Annotated in this window: 13 protein-coding genes; 7 read left to right on the forward strand and 6 right to left on the reverse strand. The window is 37.3% G+C overall.

The genetic code is table 11. The annotated features are described in order from the left end of the window. Positions 1 to 14 precede the first annotated feature (14 nt). Together Q0972_RS13335 and Q0972_RS13340 are read left to right on the forward strand one after the other, a co-directional pair. Complete coding sequence (locus Q0972_RS13335; RefSeq protein ID WP_299366335.1) at positions 15 to 992, forward strand: pyruvate dehydrogenase complex E1 component subunit beta; 978 nt, start codon at positions 15 to 17, stop codon at positions 990 to 992. 86 nt (positions 993 to 1,078) lie between these two features. Next, positions 1,079 to 3,589 carry a DUF5686 and carboxypeptidase-like regulatory domain-containing protein gene (locus tag Q0972_RS13340; protein WP_299366337.1) on the forward strand — a complete coding sequence of 837 codons (2,511 nt, stop codon included), beginning with the start codon at positions 1,079 to 1,081 and terminating at the stop codon, positions 3,587 to 3,589. 47 nt (positions 3,590 to 3,636) lie between these two features. Here the strand turns inward: Q0972_RS13340 and Q0972_RS13345 are convergent, their stop codons facing one another. Together Q0972_RS13345 and Q0972_RS13350 are read right to left on the reverse strand one after the other, a co-directional pair. Next, positions 3,637 to 4,857, reverse strand: coding sequence for an alpha/beta hydrolase-fold protein (locus Q0972_RS13345; RefSeq protein ID WP_299366340.1), 1,221 nt, complete (start codon positions 4,855 to 4,857; stop codon positions 3,637 to 3,639). A gap of 56 nt (positions 4,858 to 4,913) precedes the next feature. Further along, a complete protein-coding gene (locus tag Q0972_RS13350; protein ID WP_299366342.1) occupies positions 4,914 to 7,136 on the reverse strand; it encodes a M1 family metallopeptidase in 2,223 nt (740 codons plus the stop codon). A gap of 173 nt (positions 7,137 to 7,309) precedes the next feature. Between Q0972_RS13350 and Q0972_RS13355 the strand changes: the two genes are divergently transcribed. The 5 genes from Q0972_RS13355 (at position 7,310) to Q0972_RS13375 (ending at position 17,171) form a co-directional block, all read left to right on the forward strand. After that, positions 7,310 to 7,837 carry an inorganic diphosphatase gene (locus Q0972_RS13355; protein ID WP_299366345.1) on the forward strand — a complete coding sequence of 176 codons (528 nt, stop codon included), beginning with the start codon at positions 7,310 to 7,312 and terminating at the stop codon, positions 7,835 to 7,837. A 123-nt stretch (positions 7,838 to 7,960) separates the two neighbouring features. Further along, on the forward strand, positions 7,961 to 10,312 hold the full coding sequence (locus Q0972_RS13360; protein ID WP_299366347.1) for a sodium-translocating pyrophosphatase: 2,352 nt from the start codon (positions 7,961 to 7,963) through the stop codon (positions 10,310 to 10,312). A 152-nt stretch (positions 10,313 to 10,464) separates the two neighbouring features. Next, positions 10,465 to 11,214, forward strand: coding sequence for a T9SS type A sorting domain-containing protein (locus tag Q0972_RS13365; RefSeq protein WP_299366349.1), 750 nt, complete (start codon positions 10,465 to 10,467; stop codon positions 11,212 to 11,214). 168 nt (positions 11,215 to 11,382) lie between these two features. Further along, positions 11,383 to 16,563: a choice-of-anchor I family protein gene (locus Q0972_RS13370; protein ID WP_299366351.1), complete on the forward strand. Its 5,181-nt coding sequence runs from the start codon at positions 11,383 to 11,385 to the stop codon at positions 16,561 to 16,563. Positions 16,564 to 16,643: 80 nt separating this feature from the next. Next, positions 16,644 to 17,171 carry a hypothetical protein gene (locus Q0972_RS13375; protein ID WP_299366353.1) on the forward strand — a complete coding sequence of 176 codons (528 nt, stop codon included), beginning with the start codon at positions 16,644 to 16,646 and terminating at the stop codon, positions 17,169 to 17,171. A gap of 73 nt (positions 17,172 to 17,244) precedes the next feature. On the opposite strand, the gene Q0972_RS13380 is transcribed toward Q0972_RS13375, so the two are convergent. The 4 genes from Q0972_RS13380 to Q0972_RS13395 form a co-directional block, all read right to left on the reverse strand. Continuing rightward, entirely contained in the window at positions 17,245 to 17,859 is a 615-nt protein-coding gene (locus Q0972_RS13380) for a deoxynucleoside kinase (protein WP_299366355.1), read from the reverse strand. Between the two features lie 3 nt (positions 17,860 to 17,862). Continuing rightward, the gene (locus Q0972_RS13385; RefSeq protein ID WP_299366357.1) at positions 17,863 to 18,579 is read right to left on the reverse strand and encodes a hypothetical protein; all 717 of its coding nucleotides are present in this window, start codon (positions 18,577 to 18,579) and stop codon (positions 17,863 to 17,865) included. 138 nt (positions 18,580 to 18,717) lie between these two features. Next, positions 18,718 to 19,401 carry a response regulator transcription factor gene (locus Q0972_RS13390; protein ID WP_299366359.1) on the reverse strand — a complete coding sequence of 228 codons (684 nt, stop codon included), beginning with the start codon at positions 19,399 to 19,401 and terminating at the stop codon, positions 18,718 to 18,720. Continuing rightward, positions 19,394 to 20,911: a HAMP domain-containing sensor histidine kinase gene (locus Q0972_RS13395; protein WP_299366361.1), complete on the reverse strand. Its 1,518-nt coding sequence runs from the start codon at positions 20,909 to 20,911 to the stop codon at positions 19,394 to 19,396. Before Q0972_RS13395 ends, Q0972_RS13390 begins: the two co-directional genes overlap by 8 nt. Positions 20,912 to 20,933: the final 22 nt, after the last annotated feature.

Below are 20,933 nucleotides of genomic sequence, written 5' to 3' on the forward strand. Positions count from 1 at the left end.
ATAAAAATTAGAGCATGAAAACGATTCAATTTAGAGAAGCTATAGCTGAAGCCATGAGTGAGGAAATGCGCAGGGATGAAAGCGTTTATCTTATGGGTGAGGAAGTTGCTGAATATAATGGTGCCTACAAGGCATCTAAAGGAATGTTAGACGAGTTTGGCCCAAAGCGCGTTATCGATACGCCAATTGCAGAGCTTGGTTTTGCAGGTATTGCCATTGGTTCTACCATGACGGGCAATCGTCCAATTGTTGAGTATATGACCTTTAACTTCTCTTTAGTTGGAATCGATCAGATTATAAATAATGCCGCCAAGATTAGGCAAATGTCTGGTGGTCAGTTTAAATGCCCAATCGTATTTAGAGGGCCAACAGCTTCGGCAGGGCAGTTGGCAGCCACACACTCTCAAGCTTTTGAAAGCTGGTTTGCCAACACACCAGGTTTAAAAGTGATAGTGCCATCTAATCCTTATGATGCAAAAGGCTTATTGAAATCAGCAATTAGAGATGACGATCCAGTGATTTTTATGGAAAGTGAGCAAATGTATGGTGATAAAGGAGATGTGCCAGAAGGTGAATATACTATTCCAATTGGCGTAGCAGATATTAAACGTGAAGGCACGGATGTAACGATCGTTTCATTCGGGAAAATTATAAAAGAAGCTTACAAAGCGGCAGACGAATTAGAAAAAGAAGGTATTTCTTGTGAGATTATCGATTTGCGTACCGTAAGACCTATGGACAGAAAAGCTGTTGTAGAATCTGTTAAAAAGACAAATCGTTTAGTTGTTCTGGAAGAAGCTTGGCCATTTGGAAATGTAGCCACCGAAATTACTTATTTGGTGCAGTCTGAAGCTTTTGACTATTTAGATGCACCAGTTGTAAAAATAAACACAGCAGATACTCCTGCACCCTATTCACCTGTGCTTTTAGAAGAGTGGTTGCCAAATAGTAACGACGTCATTAAAGCAGTAAAAAAAGTAATGTACCAATAAATTGCAGTTTTCTGCGTTTAATGAACTTCATTAGTAACCTAAATCAAAAATTTAGCACGGTTGTTGATGAAGTTCATTTTTTAAATATGAAATTAAGATTACTTACACTTTTTTTGTTTTCTTCAACTTTAGTGGCATTAGCTCAAACAAAAGTAAGCGGTTATGTTTTTGATGAAAAAGAAGAACCAGTTCCTTTTGCTAATGTTGTATTTAAAGGTTCTACCGAGGGTACTATTACTAACGAGGAGGGTAGGTTTTATTTAGAGTCTGATGAAACATGGGAAACCTTAGTCGTATCTTTTGTAGGTTTTGAAACTCTAGAAATTCCACTAGACAAACGCGTTAATTATAATTTAAGGTTTGTACTTAAAGAAGAAGCGTCTTCTTTAGATGAGGTGGTAATTACAACAGGAAAACAATCTAAAAAAGCATCGGAAAATCCTGCTATTAGAATTCTCAAAAAAATATGGGAGCGTAAACGTAAAAATGGATTAAATCAATTTAAGCAATACGAATACGATCAGTACGAAAAAGTAGAATTTGATCTTAATACTATAGATAGTGCCCTGATAAAAAGTAAACTTTTTAAGGGGATGGAATTTGTTTTCGATAAAGTCGATACCTCTTCTGTAACGGGAAAAACCTACCTTCCGATTTTCTTAAACGAATCCGTCAAAAAAGTTTATGGTGATAATGAAATTAATGAAAAGCGAGAGGATTTAATAGGTAATAAAAACTCCGGTTTTAGTAATAATCAAGTCATTATAGATTTTATTGACGATTTGTATTCCGATTATAATGTTTACGACAATTACTTAAAGTTCTTTGATAAGAGTTTTGTTAGCCCGATAGGCAGAACAGGTATACAGACCTATAATTATGTATTATCCGATAGTGCTTACATTGATAATAAATGGTGCTATAACATTATTTATTATCCTAGGAGAAAGAATGAACTAACATTTAAGGGCGATTTTTGGGTTAACGATTCTACTTATGCTATTAAGGAAATTAATCTTCAGGCGTCAAAGAGTGCGAATATAAACTGGGTAAAAGAAATCTATATAGAACAAGAGTTTGAAGTACTAAACGATTCAGTATTCCTAATTAAGCGTGATTATTTCTTGTCTGACTTTGCACTGAACAAAAAAGAAACGTCTAGAGGTGTGTATGGTAAGCGCACCACCTTATATGATAATTATAAGTTTAATGAACCTAAGGATAAGAAGTTCTATGATAAGGTGGTTTACAATTATGATGCAGATGTTTATAATAGAGAAGATGACTTTTGGGAAAACAACAGGCTCGAGGCGTTAAACAAAGACGAGAAGGGTGTTTATAAAATGCTAGACACGCTTAAAACGGTAAAAAAATTTAAAAGACTATACAATCTGGGGAGTATTTTAGCCTCGGGATATGTAGAGTTTCCAAGTATCAATTTTGATTATGGTCCCATATTCTCCACCTTTGGTTTTAATGAAGTAGAAGGGGTGCGTTTACGTACAGGTGGAAGAACGTATTTTGGTCCTAACGATTTATGGCGATTAGAAGGATTTTTGGCTTATGGTTTTGGGGATGATAAGTTTAAATATGGAATATCTGGTAAATGGTTGTTAGATAAAAAAAGTCGATTTATAATATTTGGTGGTAACAGACGCGATATAGAACAAATTGGGGCAAGCCTTACAAGCTCTACTGATGTTTTAGGGCGGAGCTTAGCTTCTAGTGCCGTATTTACAGCAGGAGCAAACGACAGGCTTACCAATATTAATTTAACCAATTTAGGGTTCTCTTTAGAGCCATTAAGGAATTTTGAGATTAGATTAGATGGGACCTTTAGACAGCTAAGATCAGCATCACCAACCTTTAGCTTGGATTATATCGATCCTGAATCACCTACAGGAATTTCTTCAGAAGTCAATCAGTTTGAGAGCAGACTATCGCTATCGTATTTCCCAAAACGACTAATGACAGGTTTTGGGGTAGAGCGAAAAAATAAAAATGATGATTTTGCCACATTATTTGCCCAAGTTACTCGAGGTGACCGAAACTGGTTTAATAGTGATTTTGACTATACCAAAGTACAGTTTTCCTATATTCAGCCATGGCAAGTAGGTGGTTTTGGTCGATTAGTCACATCTGTTGAAGCTGGTAAAACCTTTGGTGAAGTACCTTTGGCATTATTAAGTGTGGTACCTGGTAATCAAACTTTTTTCTCAATATATAATACATTCTCTCAGCTAGATTGGTATGAGTTTGTAACCGACACTTATACCTCTTTACATGTTGAACACAATTTTAATGGGCGTTTATTTTCCCGTATTCCGTTCTTAAAGAAATACAATCTTAGGGCTATTGCTAGTATTAGGGGTGTTTGGGGAGAATTGTCAGATGAAAATATTGCATTGAGTACCACAGGCAACCCAGTAGAATTTCCTTTAGTGGCCCCAGATTCAAGGGTATATTATGAATATAGTTTTGGTGTGGCTAACATCTTTAAAATCTTACGAATCGATTTTAACTTTAGAGGTAATTATCTTGATAATCCTGATGCTAGACGTTTCGGTATTACAGGAAGTTTTGGGTTTTATTTTTAAGGGATTTTTTGATTTACTACAACTAACAATATAAAAACCTTTTTCTTTTATTTTTGTAATACCTTTATTTTATCTCGTGAATAAGAATTCTCATCCAAAGAAAATGACTTTTTATAGTTTTCGACAGCCTTTTTAATATTCCCAACGTTGATATAGAAATCTCCAAGTCTATTATAGAGATATGGATTTTTAGGATAATTAGTAGTATTATATATAAAAAAACGTTCGGCTTTTTCTAATTGTTTCTTGTCCACTAATTGATGAGCTAAGTTTTCAATAAAATAATGCTCTGGTATAATTTCTCTTCCATATTCCTTCGATATTCTCTGGTAATGGTTCTTTATTTTATTTAGAATATCCTTTTCAGGATCAATTAGGTCTTGTTCGTCAATGTCTAATTGGTAGAAATTGAAAATATAGCGCAAAGCATCGTAAGTGGTAATTAATGGAACCGAGGCATGGCTTTCTTCTTCGTAGTATTTCCATTCATATGACAAGTAATTGAGGTTGTCTTTATTTTTTAGAAATGAATTTAGTTCTAGTATTGTCCTTAAATGTCTAGTTTTATATGTGGTGTCTCTTTGTACTGATAATGTATCCATACCAGCAGTATTTGCAATACCTAAAAAAAGTGTTCTACCATTGTAGCGTTTATCGAGTTTAGTATTCTTTATTTTTTTTAAGAGGTTTTTGTTATTCCACCACATTGAAGGATCGATGGCAACATATGATTTGAATAATTCAGGGTTGTTAATTAAGGTATTCATAACGGTTAACCCACCAAGCGAATGCCCAACAAACGTTCGGTATGATTCTGTCGGGTAGTTTGAATCTATATAGGGAATTAACTCATTTTCGATAAAAGACATAAATTTATCTCCACCGCCAGAATTTGTTGTTGCCGAATCACCATTATAGTGTTTTCCTTTTGTAGGTGATAAATCCCGAGTTCTATTTGTATTTGGGATTCCCACCACAATCATTTTTGGCAAAACAGTATTGCGATTTGAAGAGCTAAGTTGTCTAATCATTCCTACAACTGAATAAAAGTGGCTATTACCGTCCAAAAGATAAAGAACAGGGTACTTTTTGGTTTTTGAAAGGTCTTGGTAATTTCCATCAGGAACATGAATCCAAATCTTTCTTTTTTCATTTAATATCTTAGAATCAAAGCTATCGATTTTACCAATACTGATATCATTACCATTTTGTCCAATTAAGGAGTGAAAACAAAGACATAACACAAAGACTAAACAAATTTTCTTCATAGTTTGTATTAGGTGTAGATAAGGATTAGAGTTTCTAAAATCAACTTTTTATTCATTTAATTTTTTTTCTTATCCTTGAAAGTATCAAAATCAGATTTCTCTTCAACTTTAGGAAAGCTATTGTTTTTTATATCGGTATCGGCAAATTCAAAATTGGGATCTAAGACCACTTTCCTAACTTCTTTTTCTTTAATAAACGTTTTCGTGACTTCGTATTCATTTAATCTCCAAATCTCAGCTGGTAAGGTATCGATGTCGCCTGTGCCATCTGTATATTGCCATTCTATAGTAACTGGCATTACTAGACCTCCTATATTCTTTATAGTTACCTCATAAATGTTCTTACCGAGGAGTTGTTGTCTTAATTCAGGCTCATTGAGTCTCGATAGAAACTGACCATAGGCTTGATCTGGTGTAGACACCATCGTAATCATTTCAGGGCCACCAGCAAAATCTGTGATATTTTCGCCAGCATTTTCGGCTTTTATATTCGCTGCAGTCACTTTATTGCGGTTCTCTACATTGTCTTCATTGACGACCGTAAACCATTTGACGTTGGCAAGTTCCATATCGACATTTTCCGTTGTAAAAAACCATCCTCTGTAAAACCAATCGAGATCGACTGCAGTCGCATCTTCAAGTGTTCTGAAAAGATCGGCAGGATTTGGGTGTTTGTATTTCCAACGATTGGCATACGTTTTAAAAGCTTGGTCAAATAATTCCTTGCCAATTACAGAGTTTCTTAAAATTTGAAGCCCCACAGTTGGTTTTTGATAGTAGTTGGCGCCAAATTGATTGAATAAATCATTATCAGATGAGGTCATAATAGGGCGCATAATACTTTGGTCACCACTCATAAAAGGAACAATGCTTTTCGGGGTTGTATGCGGATAGTCGGGATAACGTTCTTCCATTGTGCGTTGATGGATAAAGGTGTTTAGGCCTTCGTCCATCCACATCCACTGGCGCTCATCAGAGCTTATAATCATGGGAAACCAGTTGTGCCCGACTTCGTGTACAATGGTGCTGATCATACCAGCTTTTGCATTTTTGCTCATCACACCATTTATTGGTCGACCACCATTAAAGCTGATCATAGGAAACTCCATCCCTATGTTAGATGTATTTACTGATATACAAACAGGGTATGGGTATTCAAAAACATCATCTGAATATACTTCTAGCGCGTTCTTTACGGCTAATGTGGAAGACTCACTCCAAACCGGTAAGCCTTCTTTAGGATAGAAAGACATGGCCATTACTGTATGCGTTTCTAATGGTACGGCTTGGGCATCCCAAATAAATTTTCGCGATGAAGCTAAGGCAAAATCCCGTACATTTTCGGCTTTAAATTTCCAGGTTTTAGTTTTAGTCGTTTTTTCCTTTTCGTTGACTTTAGCTTCTTCGGGTGTAACAATCATAATTGGCTTATCAACAGATTTTTCGGCCTTGGCTAAACGTTTGCGTTGTGTTTTGGTTAATACAGCATCTTCATTTTTTAACTCACCTGTTGCCGCTACAATATGATCTGCCGGTACGGTAATTTCAACGTCATAGTTACCAAACTCTAATGCAAACTCGCCAAGTTTTTGGAATTGTTTGTTTTGCCAACCCTCAGTGTCATTATAAACGGCCATTCTTGGGAACCAATGTGCAATCAGATATACGGTATTATCGTCTTCTGGAAAATACTCATAGCCCTCGCGAGATAACAAATACATGCTTCTGTCCGTGATATGATACGACCAGCCAACCGAAAATGTAAGAGATTCCCCAGACTTAAGAGGCTCGCTTAAGATGACTTTCATCATCGTGTTATTAACCAAAGACTTTATTGGCTTACCGTTGACATCTTTAATGTATTTTATGGTGTAACCTGCTGGGAAATCTATCGCTCTTGTCAAAAATTGCATGTGCCTTGTATTCATGGAATCTCTCACATTGCCTAAGACATAACCAAAATCCTCATTTTCCTTTTTGTTAACGTTCTGTTCTAACTGAATCCATAGATACGATAAGTCATCTGGGGAGTTGTTGTAATAGGTTATGGTTTCATCTCCACTTAGAATATTGTTCTCTTCATCTAGCTGTGCTTTAATTTTATAATCTGCGCGCTGTTGCCAATACGCTTTGCCTGGTGCGCCACTTGCCGAACGATACACATTTGGTGGTGGTATCATATTGTCAATGGGCTCAAACTTTCCTTGATAGGGTTGGTTCTGTCCGTAGGAATTAAAAAATAGTAAAAGTGAAAATAAAACGACGAATAGATTTTTCATGAATTTTTAGATTAATGAAATGATGGGGCAAGATACTAACTTTAGCTAAAAGGTAAATATTAAACAAAAACCACAAGTGTTTTAGTTGTTTAAAGCCAAAGGCTTATCTATATTTGCATCCCTAAAAAAGAAATTGATAGTTCACCCCAAACAAGAAATAAATCAAATAGAAAATGGCGGACAAGAAAAAAGTGACATTTGACGTACTTATTGAGATACCAAAGGGAAGTAGAAACAAATACGAATACGATTTTGCACTACACAAAATTAGATTTGATCGAACCCTATTTTCATCGATGATGTATCCTGGGGACTATGGTTTTGTGCCTGAGACTTTAGCATTAGATGAAGATCCATTAGATGTTTTAGTGTTATCGACAGAACCATCATATCCCATGGTTGTTATGGAAGTAAGACCTATTGGTGTTTTTCATATGACAGACGAGAAAGGGCCAGATGAAAAAATTATTTGTGTTCCAGTCTCTGATCCGGTTTGGAGCAAACGCGCAGATATTACTGATTTAAATCCGCATCGATTAAAGGAGATTGAACATTTCTTTCAAGTATATAAGGATTTAGAAGAGAAGAAAGTTGATGTTGGTGGATGGGGTAATGCAGAAGAAGCCACAAAAATCTATCACCAATGTGTGCAACGCTATGAAGACAGTGAACATAAAAAGAAAAGAACTTTTGTGATTTAAATTTAAGTGTCACAAATTCAGTATTCTTATAAGCCATCTTTAATTAAAGGTGGCTTTTTTTATCAGGTATATTTTTCTATTTTTGGCATCGTTAAAAATTAAACTAACTAACACATAATTCATATGGATATTTTAATTAAAGGATTACCAGCTTTTGGAGTTTTGGCTCTATTATTCGTGTTTATAAAAAGTGCATGGGTAAGCAAGCAAGACCAAGGAAGTGACAAAATGAAAAGAATAGCAAAGAATATTTCTGATGGTGCTATGTCTTTCTTAAAAGCTGAGTACAAAATTTTAGCAATTTTTGTAGTTGCAGTAGCCATCTTGTTATTCTTTAAGGGGAGTAATGAAGAAGGTTCAAATGGAGTTGTTGCAGTATCATTTGTTATAGGAGCGATATGTTCGGCATTAGCTGGTTTTATCGGGATGAAAGTAGCTACAAAAGCCAATGTAAGAACTACAAGTGCAGCCAGAACATCTTTAAGTAAAGCTTTAGAAGTAGCCTTTGCAGGCGGTGCAGTTATGGGGTTAGGAGTTGTTGGTCTTGGTGTTTTAGGTCTAAGTGGTCTATTCATGATATATAGTGAAATGGGTTGGGGATTAAATGAAGTATTAAATGTACTTTCAGGATTCTCTTTAGGAGCATCATCTATTGCACTTTTTGCCCGTGTAGGAGGCGGTATTTATACCAAAGCGGCAGACGTTGGAGCAGATTTAGTAGGTAAGGTCGAAGCAGGTATTCCTGAAGATCATCCATTAAATCCAGCAACTATTGCTGATAATGTTGGCGATAACGTAGGTGATGTTGCTGGTATGGGCGCTGATTTATTCGAGTCTTATGTAGGGTCAATCATCGGTACCATGGTATTAGGTGCATTTATTATAACTCCAGATTTTAATGGATTGGGAGCAGTTTATTTACCACTTGTCCTTGCAGCAGTTGGAATAGTAATGTCTATAATAGGGACATTCTTTGTAAGAGTCAAAGATGGAGGAAACCCACAAACCGCATTGAATATTGGCGAATTTGGTTCTGCTGGTTTAATGTTAGTAGCGTCTTATTTCATTATTCATGCATTAATTCCTGAAACGGTTGAAGGCTTACCAAGCGGAGCAACTGGAGTGTTTATAGCCGTTATTGCTGGTCTCATTGCAGGATTGGCGGTTGGTAAAGTCACAGAATATTATACAGGTACAGGTACAAAACCTGTAAAGTCAATTGTAAAACAATCAGAAACTGGAAGCGCAACAAACATTATCGCAGGCTTAGGTGTCGGTATGATGTCTACAATGTTCCCGATTTTATTGATTGCTGCAGCGATTTTAGTGTCTCATCATTTTGCTGGTTTATATGGAATTGCGATTGCAGCTGTAGGAATGCTAGCAAATACAGGTATTCAGTTAGCTGTTGATGCTTATGGACCAATATCAGATAATGCAGGCGGTATAGCTGAAATGGCAGAGCTTCCAGGTGAAGTACGCGAGCGAACAGATAAATTAGATGCCGTAGGAAACACTACAGCTGCAATAGGTAAAGGTTTTGCCATTGCCTCTGCTGCCTTAACAGCATTAGCGTTATTTGCAGCTTTTATGAAAACTGCTGGTGTAACAGCTATTGATGTTTCAAAACCAACAGTAATGGCTGGTCTGTTAGTTGGTGGTATGTTACCATTTGTATTCTCAGCGTTATCAATGAATGCTGTTGGTCGTGCGGCTATGGCCATGATTGAAGAAGTAAGACGTCAGTTTAGAGACATCCCTCAATTAAAAGCAGCTTTAGAAGTGATGAGAGCTGTAGACTCCGATATGTCTAAAGCTACAGAAGCACAAAGAAAAACATTTGACGAAGCTGATGGTGTTGCAGAATATGACAAATGTGTAGCTATTTCGACTACCGCTTCAATTAAGGAAATGGTATTACCGGGATTATTAGCAATTGCTGTCCCAGTTGCTGTTGGATTTTTAGGAGGCGCGGAAATGTTAGGTGGTTTGTTAGCTGGTGTTACTACTTGTGGTGTGCTAATGGCGATTTTCCAATCTAATGCAGGTGGTGCATGGGATAATGCTAAGAAGATGATTGAGGAGCAAGGACGTAAAGGTACAGATCCACATAAAGCTGCAGTTGTTGGCGATACTGTAGGTGATCCATTTAAGGATACTTCAGGACCATCATTAAACATTTTGTTAAAACTAATGTCTGTAGTAGCATTGGTTATTGCACCAAGTATAGCTTTATCTTCTGAAGGGTTGGCTGAATATACCACGCAGGATACCAATAAGGAAATTGTTATTTCAGAAGATGAAGATAATACGTCAACTGCTGTAGTTGAATATGCTGAAGTGGTTAATAATGGAGAAGAAATAATAGAAACAAAAACTTTAGTAGGTAATGAGGCTCAAGTAGAGCGACAAAGTCAAGATTTTGAAGCTAGTCTTGAGAATGAATCAGATGAAATAGAGATTAAAAAGAGCTAAATAATTTAGTATCACAATATAAAGAGCACCTTATTTTTTTAAGGTGCTTTTTTTATGCATTACAATAATTTGCAGAAGATTTAGAGTTTATTTAACAAATTAAAGCTTATGTTTTGTTTAATTTTATCGAACAAACATTAAACAAAAAAAGCATGAAAAAAAATTACAGAATTCTATTCGAACCCCCCAAAGCATTTTTTATCCTACTTTTAACCTCACTATGTCTCTCATTTAATCAAATCAATGCTCAAGTTTGCACGGCGGATGCCGGTACGATCACGGCGGATGCGAGCCCTGTGTCCCTATCGGGAGGCAGTGCTACGATCACAGCGACTCCAGACGGCAACAGCGCTGTCCCTGCGGACTACGAGGTGACCTATGTCCTGACCTCCGGGACGGGATTGGTTATAGAGGCTGCCGGGGCGGCACCTAGCTTTACGGTGAACGCGGCCGGTGACTATACGATCCATACCTTGGTGGCTGAGACCTCCGACAACACGGACCCCAACTTCCTGGACTTGGGCGTGATCGTTTTCGGAACGACGACAGGCGTTGACGTACTGAACCTAGTTGCGGCCAACAGTATATGTGCATCACTGGATGTACCGGGAGCACCGATTGTAGTAGAGGACGATCTTAGTATAGATGATAATCGATTAGCAGAATCATTCAAACTGGTTTCTAATCCAGTTCGAGATATTTTAAGATTCGAGAATAGGAATAATATATCAATTGAATCTATAGAAATATACGATCTGTCTGGAAGATTAATAAGAGATATAATTTCAAATAATATCAATACTAACATCGAAGTTGATGTGTCTGGATTTTCAGATGGATATTACATTACAAGAGTGTCTTCCGAATCTGGAAATATAACTTTAAAGTGGATTAAACACTAATGGTTAAAATTCAATAGATTTAATCAAAATTTAACCATAAATTAAAAATCAAAAAGCACCTTAACTTAAGGTGCTTTTTATTTTACTATATAATAACATAGAGCTAACAGCATGGGAACAGAAGGATGGTAATTTTATTGAAATATAATTAATCCAAAAAAAATTTCAATGAAAAACCTTTACTTTGAGAAAATCAAGGTCCTGACCATGATTTTTTTTATGCTATCTGGTGCAACTTTAGTTGCCCAGAATTTCGAATTGCAACTATTGCATTATTCCGATATTGATGGTAACGAGGAGAGTGCCCTTGATGCGGTTGACGAGTTCTCCGCATTGATGGATTTTTTCCAGAGCAATCCGACTTATATTAACAACACCCTAACGGTGACTTCTGGCGACCTTATTATCCCAGGTCCAAGGTATTTTGCTGCCGAGAACAGTGCAGTAAGAGCCTTGACGGGAAGCAATGAGCCAGGCCATTTGGATATTGCCTTTGCCAACGCCTTTGGTGTTGACGTATCGACCCTAGGGAACCACGAGTTCGACCAAGGTCCGGGAGAACTGTTCGATTCAGCTTTCTTGAGCGAATCCAGTGGTGGTGTAACTTTCCCTGGTTCGGAGTTTCCATGGCTATCGACTAATATGGACTTTTCCCAGGATGGCGACTTCTCTGGTATCATCGGAACTGACGGTAACGATATATCTACCTTGGGCAGCCAAGTAGCTAAATATGCTGTGGTTACTATTGATGGAGAAACCATAGGTATTGTCGGTGCTGCCTCACCGAGTTTCCCAACGATTACTACATTAGGTAGTGTAACTGTTTCGCCAGCACCCGATGCCACTGTAAACGCATTGGCTGCTGAAATACAGACAAGTGTCGATGCCCTTACTGGCAGCGGTGTGAACAAGATTATCCTTTTAGCGCACATGCAGTCCATTACCATAGAAAAGCAGTTGGCAACATTGTTGGACGGAGTTGATATCATCGTAGCAGGTGGTTCTAATACTAGAATGGGTGACAGCAACGATACGCTCTTCAGCAACTCATTCTTAACTGACAACGCCTTTGACGAAACCTATCCATTCCAGACCACTGATGCTGGTGGTGATCCCGTGCTTGTGGTCAACGTTGACGGAGACTACAAATATCTTGGAAGGTTGGTTGTTGAGTTCGATATGAATGGTGTACTGGACTTGAGCGCCTTGGACGATACCATAAATGGGGTCTACCCGGCCACTGAAGCCTTGGTAGCTTCGTTGAGCGCAACGCCTAACCCAACGGTTATTGCTCTTAGGGATGCCGCGCAAGGTGTTATTGATGCTCAGTTCAGTAATGTTGTAGGATTCTCCAGTGTCTACTTAGATGGAAGGAGAGCACAGGTAAGGACCCAAGAAACAAACCTAGGAAACCTTACTGCAGACGCTAATCTTTGGTATGCCAACCTGCTGAATCCGGATACCGATCCGGACGTTGATATATCCTTGAAAAACGGTGGAGGTATAAGAACTCAGATTGGTTCGGCGGTTCTTCCAGGGGGATCCAATGACCCCAACGATTTTGTGTTTTCCCCACCACCGAATAATGAAGTTTCCGAAGGTAATCTAAGGGCGACATTGCGTTTTGATAACGGATTGGTACGATTGACAATGACACCTGCGGAATTGATAACCATCGTTGAGCACGGTCTGAGTGCTGTCGCCCCAGGTGTGACCCCTGGACGTTTTCCTCAGATTGGAGGTATGAGCTTTGTGTACGATCCCAACCTCGCACCGGGGAGCAGACTTGTTGATTTAGTTGTAGATAGAGGGGATATGGATCCTTCAAACGACGTTGTGATCATACAGAACGGTGTGAACGTAGCCCCTGATGGAATTACCTTTAATCTGGTGACCTTGAATTTCTTGGCAGGCGGTGGCGATGGCTATCCGTTCGATCAGCTCTCTGCTCCAAACAGGTTGAACTACTATCTGGATACCAACGATCCCAGCCCTGTGGGAGTGTTGGCCAACGATCCTGGCAATAATACTACCTTCAGTGAAACAGGACAGGAACAGGATGCTTTAGCAGAGTTCATGTTCGCTTTCCACCCTGATAATGCTTCAGCGTTCGACGTAGCTGAAACACCGGCAGACCAAGATACTAGAATTGTAGTTGCACAGGCTAACTTACAAATTACTGAAATCTTTCCAGGGCAATCTGGAGATGATTTAACGGAAGATTGGTTTGAAATTTATAATGCAGGAGCCGCTGCGTGGGAAGCAAGCGTGCATGGCTCACTTTATTATGATGATGAATCTCAAGATACAGGTGATGCTGTGCTTATCAACGGAATATCGTTTATTGGTCCTGGTGAACGTGTGATTGTCCTCGTAACAGATAATGCTAATGGGGAAATTAATACTTTTACATCGGTATGGAGTCCTGTAGTCAACCTTACTGGTCTTGGAATTGGTTTCGCCGACGGTTCTGGTCTTGGTAGTGGAGGAGATGGCGTTACACTATGGGTAGGTGATCCTACCTTTAACCCAACACCTGTAGACTTTGAAGCTTATCCTGATACAGTATCAAATGATGGCCAATCCTACGATGTAGAATTAGCAGCTTTTAGTACAGTAGGAAATGCTAGTAATGCCGTTGCAACAATTGCATTAGGAGGTGATGCTAATAATGTGCCAAATATTGCTTCACCAGGAAACGTGCTCTCATTTTTAGATCTTGAGATTACAGAAATATTCCCTGGGCAAGATGGTACGGATCTCACAGAGGATTGGTTTGAAATCATAAACAATGGAACATTAACATGGACCTCTGCTAATGGAGATTTATATTATGATGATGAATCGGCTGATCCTTTGGATGCAATTGCTATTCAAGGAATAACTGATATTCAGCCTGGCGAACGTGTTATTGTTATTGTGGATGGTGATGCCAGTGATGCAACAACTTTTGTCAATATATGGAGCCCTGTAATCAATTTAGCAAACATTGAAGTCGGTTATGCTGATAACGCTGCGGGCTTAGGTGGTGGCGGTGATACGGTAACCTTATGGCTTGGCGATCCAAATTCTGGTGGAACCTTAGAAGATTCTGAAGCTTATCCAGATACGAGTTCTAATGATGGCCAGTCTTACGATGTAGAATTAGCTGCTTTTAGCACAGTAGGAAATGCTAGTAATGCTGTACAGACTGATGCACTTGGAGGTGATGGAGGTAATGTGCCAAATATAGGTTCTCCAGGAAATATGATTCTTACAATGCCAGAAGTTGAATTCGACGACGTTTACGATTCTGTCTCTGAAAATGACTCGAGTATTACATTGACTGCTACTATTTCTGAGGCACCAACTTCAGATGTTACTGTTGATGTTGCATTAGTTTTAGGTGGTACAGCAACAGAAGGTGTTGATTTTACATTTGCTTCAACTCAAACCCTTACATTCCCTTCAGGAAGTACGGACGATCAAACTATCAATATTCCGATACTAGACAATAGTGATGATGGTAGTGATCTGTTTTTTGTGGTGATGCTAGAAAACGCTAATGGCGTTTCTATAGGAAGTGAAGATACATTTTCAGTCTACATTTTAGATGATGATACCGTTGTTCCAGCAGAAAACACTTCTGCGTTAAATGCAAATTATTTAACCAGTTATTTGGTTGACGCCTCAGGTACAGCAGAAATTACAGCTTATGATGCTACAACCCAACGTCTTTTCGTTACCAACGATGAGACGATAGAAATATTAGATTTTTCAGACCCAAGTAATATTTCGTCCATTTCAACTCTTACTTTACCAGCTAATACCGATGGAGTACAAAGTGTTGCTGTAAGTAACGGTATTTTAGCCGCGGCGATTGCTGCGGACCCAGCAACAGACCCTGGATTGGTAATGTTTTCTGATACGGATGGTAACAATCAAGTTATGGTCACAGTTGGTGCACTACCAGATATGATCACCTTTACACCAGACGGAACTCAGCTATTGGTGGCCAACGAAGGTGAACCTAATGATTTGTATGACGTAGATCCTGAAGGGGGAGTCTCTGTTATCGATGTTACTGGTGGTTTAGCAGGTATAGACCAAAGTGATGTTACAAACTTGGGCTTTACGGCTTTTAATGGGGATTTGGCAGCGCTTTTGGCCGCTGATGTTAGGATTTTTGGTCCAGGTGCGACGGTTGCCCAAGACCTAGAACCAGAATATATAACCGTTTCTGATGATAGTCAGACGGCCTATGTTGCGCTTCAGGAGAACAATGCCTACGCGATTGTAGACTTAACAGTTCCTACAATAACTCAGGTAGTACCGTTTGGTTTAAAAGATCATAGTTTACCATCAAATTCTTTGGACACTAGTGATGAAACCGACTTTATTTTTAATGCTTCATGGCCTATTTATGGTATGTATATGCCAGATGCTATAGACTATTTTAATGTTGGAGGTACAGGTTATGTAATTACTGCTAATGAGGGAGATGCGCGCGATTATGATGGCTATGCTGAAGAACGCAAGCTAGATGATTCGGATTATGTTTTAGATCCAGCTGTTTTTGGCAATGCTGATATTCTTGCTCTAGAGACTAATTTAGGGGATATTAATATTACTATTGCTTCTGGAAATACAGATGCTGATCCTGAGTTTGAAGAAATTCATGTATATGGTGGTAGGTCATTTTCTATTTTCGAAGCCAATACGGGCAACTTAATTTACGATAGTGGTAATGATTTTGAAGTGATTACTGCTGCTGATGCTACTTATGGCGGAATTTTTAACGCCAGCAATAGCAATAACAGCTTTAAAAATAGAAGTGATAACAAAGGGCCAGAACCAGAAGGTGTTATCGTTGAAGAAATTGAAGGTTCGTATTATGCATTCATTCTTTTAGAACGTGTTGGAGGTGTTATGATTTACGATGTTACCGATCCGGCGGCTCCAGTTTTTTTACAATACTTAAACAGTCGTGGAGCTGTGCCGAGCGCAACTGCTAGTGGCGATCTAGGACCAGAAGGTATCGTCTTTGTTGATGCAGATGATAGCCCAACAGGAACAGCACTTATTGTAGTGTCTAACGAAGTTAGTGCTACTTTGAGTATTTATTCTTTAGATAATATTTTAGGTTTAGAGGAATTCAACAATCCTAGTAACGAGTTTAAAATGTTTCCAAATCCTGCATCGCAAGTGGTTAACTTTAATCGTGTAGATGATTATAGGCTCTATGATATGTCAGGCCGATTGGTTAAAACGGTTAATGAAACAAAGTCTATTAAAATAAACGACCTTGAAGCAGGTATTTATTTCGTGGCCAATTCAATTAACCAAAGCAAAAAACTGATAGTTGAATAGTAGTTTACAGATACTAATAAAACCACGCCACTGGCGTGGTTTTTTATTCAATGAAACGAAATATACTAAATAAGATAAATATGCATTTGAGAACGTCGACTATTAGAATTGTCTTCCTTTTGTACTTGTTATGGTTATCGGATGTATTAACGGCTCAAAATCAAAGCAATTCAGAAGACGATTCAAGAATTAGAACGTTTTTTAGCGTTGTTCACCCCATTGTAAGTTATTCAAAGAATGCTCCAAGTTATAATTTTGATGGTCAATATGAAATCGGTTTTCCAACGGGTGTCAATTTTATTCAGAGTGAAAAGATTGCTTTTAGTATTGAGTTGGTACCTTCCATAGAAGTGATTGACAACTTAAGTAGAATGAGTGGCTTACTCTTTCATCCAGGTATTATTTACAGGAATATTGGAGGATTTAATTTTTTGACAAGACTGGCATTTAACACTAATGGCAGATACGGTTTCACGCTTGTGGCAAATAAGCCGATTATTAAAAAAGATGGTATTACTTATTTTTTAGCCACGCCAATTCCGATTAGATTCGGTAATGACAACCCTACTTCTCTAACTATCGGATTTCAATTTGGGGTAAGTTTCTGACTTTGATTTCATTTTGATAGGTAATTGTGGATAGAAAGACGCGCTAATTCACACAAAAACATGAGTTTATTGTCTAAAATAAACCGTGAATCTCAGCATCGATTTTATTGATAATACCTCCTAAATCCTCAGGATTATCTACAAAATCTAGTTTGTCGACGTCGACGATTAGTAATTTGCCTTTATTGTATTTTGTGATCCATGCTTCGTAACGCTCATTCAAACGGCTTAAATAATCAATACTGATAGTGTTTTCATAATCGCGCCCACGTTTATGAATCTGGGCTACTAAATTTGGAATAGAACTACGAAGGTAAATAAGTAAATCTGGACCTTTTACAAAGGATTCCATTAGCTCAAAGAGGGAAGAATAATTTTCAAAATCGCGATTGGTCATTAAGCCCATGGCATGTAAGTTGGGAGCAAAGATATGAGCATCTTCGTATATGGTTCTATCTTGGATAATGTCCTTACCACTATTCTGAATTTGGTTGATTTGACGAAATCTACTATTTAAGAAATATACTTGAAGATTAAAACTCCAGCGCTCCATTTGATTGTAAAAATCATCCAAGTAGGGATTATCCACAACATCTTCTAACTGAGCTTCCCATTTGTAGTGTTTTGCCAACAATTTGGTCAAAGTTGTTTTACCTGCTCCTATATTTCCTGCAACAGCAACATGCATAGTCTATTCTAGTTTAAGTTGGTATTGACGTAGAATTTCGTCGTGGTAAATATACAAGGTTTCATTCGTTACCAAAAACTGATTTATTAACAAATTTGAATGGGAAATGGGTTTTATCTCGTCTGTGTTTTTAGAGAGAATAAAGAGCTTATCTTCCTTTTTGAGTATTAAATGTGCTTTACTAAATGCCAAGCTTTCATAACCTTTATTTAGGTGTTTGGCAATTAAACTTCCAAAGTAATTGTAAATATACAGATAGTTTTCTGTGAGCATATAGCAATTGTTGTAATCACTTTTAAGGTCTAAAATCTCTGATTGTATCGGTACGGTTTTTAGCCTTATGGTATTGCTCTTGTAGTCATAAAGTTCAAGCTGTTGTAAATCCTGATTAAAAATCCAAAGGGTATTATCAAAGCCGGTTGAAACAAAACTTACGTTCTTATAAGGTTGTGTAGTATTAAAATCTACTTTGAATACTTCGGCTAAACGGTTGTCTAAAATAATGACGGTATTAAAATCTTGATAGAAGAGATTGATTTTTAAGGGGTTGAATGCGTTTGCGGTAGTAATTTCACTTAGTTGAAAGTTGGTATAGGTAATTGTTGTGTCTTTGGTTTTTTTGTTAAAAGTATTATCGTCAGTAGTATAGTATAGTGTTCCAAAGGTATCAATACCAAAAATATCTTTTGCTTTTAAGCTGGCTGAATCTTTTAGATGCATCTGTACTCGCTCTTGCGCAAATATGGAAACACTTAAAAAAAAGAAAAATAAAACTAACTTATACATACAAGATAGAAAAATACAAAAATTGCACCATTCTATAACTCAAAAGAAATTGTATTTAGTGTGTAGAGTTTTTTAGATGGTGAACTTATACCCAAAACCACGAACGTTAATGATTTGAATACGGTCATCTTTTTTTAGTTTTTTTCTAAGCTTGGTAATAAATACGTCCATACTCCTAGCAGAGAAAAAATCATCGGTTCCCCAAAGTTTGTTCAAAATTAATGAACGATCTAATACCTCATTCTTGTTCTTTATGAGATGAAATAGTAAATGTGCTTCCCTGTGTGTGAGTTGTATACGTTCGTCTTCTTTATATTGTAACTGTTGTTTTGGAAAATCGAAGGTATAATTACCAATGTTAAGAATTTTGGAAGTTTTTTGGATCTTTGTTCTATTCAAAAGGCTATGGATTCTAACGATTAACTCTTCCATACTAAAAGGTTTCTTAAGATAATCGTTGCCACCAATGGAAAACCCTTCAACAACGTCTGCAGTTTGGGATTTAGCGGTAAGGAATATAATGGGGACGGTATCGTCAATAATCCTTATTTCCTTGGCTAAGGTAAACCCATCTTTTTTTGGCATCATTACATCCAAGACCAAAATTTCGGGGCTGTGAGATTGGTAGATATCATAGGCTTTTACACCATTGTCGCACAATAGCACTTCAAAATTCCTAGTTTCAAGACTTTCTTTTATGATCTGACCTAACGCCGCTTCATCTTCAGCTAGGAGTAATTTAATTTTATCAGCCATTTGGGAGCGTGATTTTAAAAGTGGTTAAATGCTTAGTTAAATCGAGACTTATAGATCCACCATGTTTTTCAATAATGGTTTTAGTATAATATAAGCCAATACCAAAACCTTTCACATCGTGTGTATTGCCTTTGGGGACGCGATAGAATTTTTCAAAAATCCGGTCTTTATTTGCTTTTGAAAGTGTAGTGCCACTATCTGAAATTAAGATCTCGAAACTATTTTGCTTAGGGATTAAATCTATCGAAATCATAGATCCTCCATATTTAACGGCATTGTCTAAAATATTATTTAATGCATTTTCAAAATGAAAAATATCAACTTTAGCCTCTAGGTTTTCAACCTTAAGATTAGAATTAAATTTCTTTTCCTTATAATGCATCCTGTATCTATCGATTAAATCATTAATGAGCGAGACTACATCGACTGTTTCTTTATTCAACTCTAAATTATCACTATCTAAAGTTGCTGTTTCGAGTAGCTTTTCGACCATTAGATTTAATTTGCTAAGTTGTTCAGAAGACATATTGATGTATTTTTTGGTCTTCTCTTTATCATCAATACCGTTAAAATTATTAATGCTCTCTAAAGCAACTCCAATGGTTGCGATAGGCGTTTTGAATTCGTGAGTGATATTGCTTATAAGATCATTTTTTACTTCAGCCAGTTGTTTTTGATGTCTGATGATTTTGAGTAAATAGAAGAGACAACTAATTACTGCCAATACTAAAATTGTTGAAATTAAGATACCGCTTAGACTACGTTTAAGAACTGTGCCCGTTGCATTGGCGAAATCAATTTTTAGAGTACTCCCTTTTGGTAAAAACGTAGACTTTGAAGTTGTACTTAAAGAATGCTTGATATTTGGTTCGTTAGTAAGTGAATTGGGATTTTCAGGATAACCGCCAGATTCATAAAATGTGAGTTTACTTTTTAAGTCAATGTTTTTCCTGTTAAACTCATTCTTTAACAAGCTGTCGATTGCTTTAATATTTAGTGTATCATTGCTTATGGAAACAAAAACCTTGGACGTTAACAATTTAATATTTCTTAAGTGGAAACTGTCGTTTGCTCTGAGTTGATCAACGTTAAGCTTTAAAGAACCACTAGTTACAGGACGAAGTGCTTTTTTATAATCCGTCATCATTGAGTCTGCTTTTCTGCCTTTTAGAACTTTAATGCCGTGTATGTCATCTGCTTTTATGGAATCGAGATTACCAAACTTATTGGTAGTTTCATCTATTTTTTGAAGGAATTTAGTGAGTTCGTTATCTTCACCCAAAGAATCGAGCGTATTATCGTCAACTATTGATATGCCGAGTGTTGTCCGTTCAGCTAAATTCGCATAATAATCATCTACTGCCTTGTCCAAACTTATTTGAACATCATTAATAAGTTGTTGCTTATTGACCTTATAGTTTTTATAGTTCCAAAATACCTGAATACCAATAGTTACCGCTATTACAGCAACAATTGCATATAAAATCCACTGGTATCGTCTGTTATTCATGCTTCAAAAATAAATGTTAAAA

The organism is Winogradskyella sp., assembly GCF_028282165.1.
GTDB lineage: Bacteria > Bacteroidota > Bacteroidia > Flavobacteriales > Flavobacteriaceae > Winogradskyella.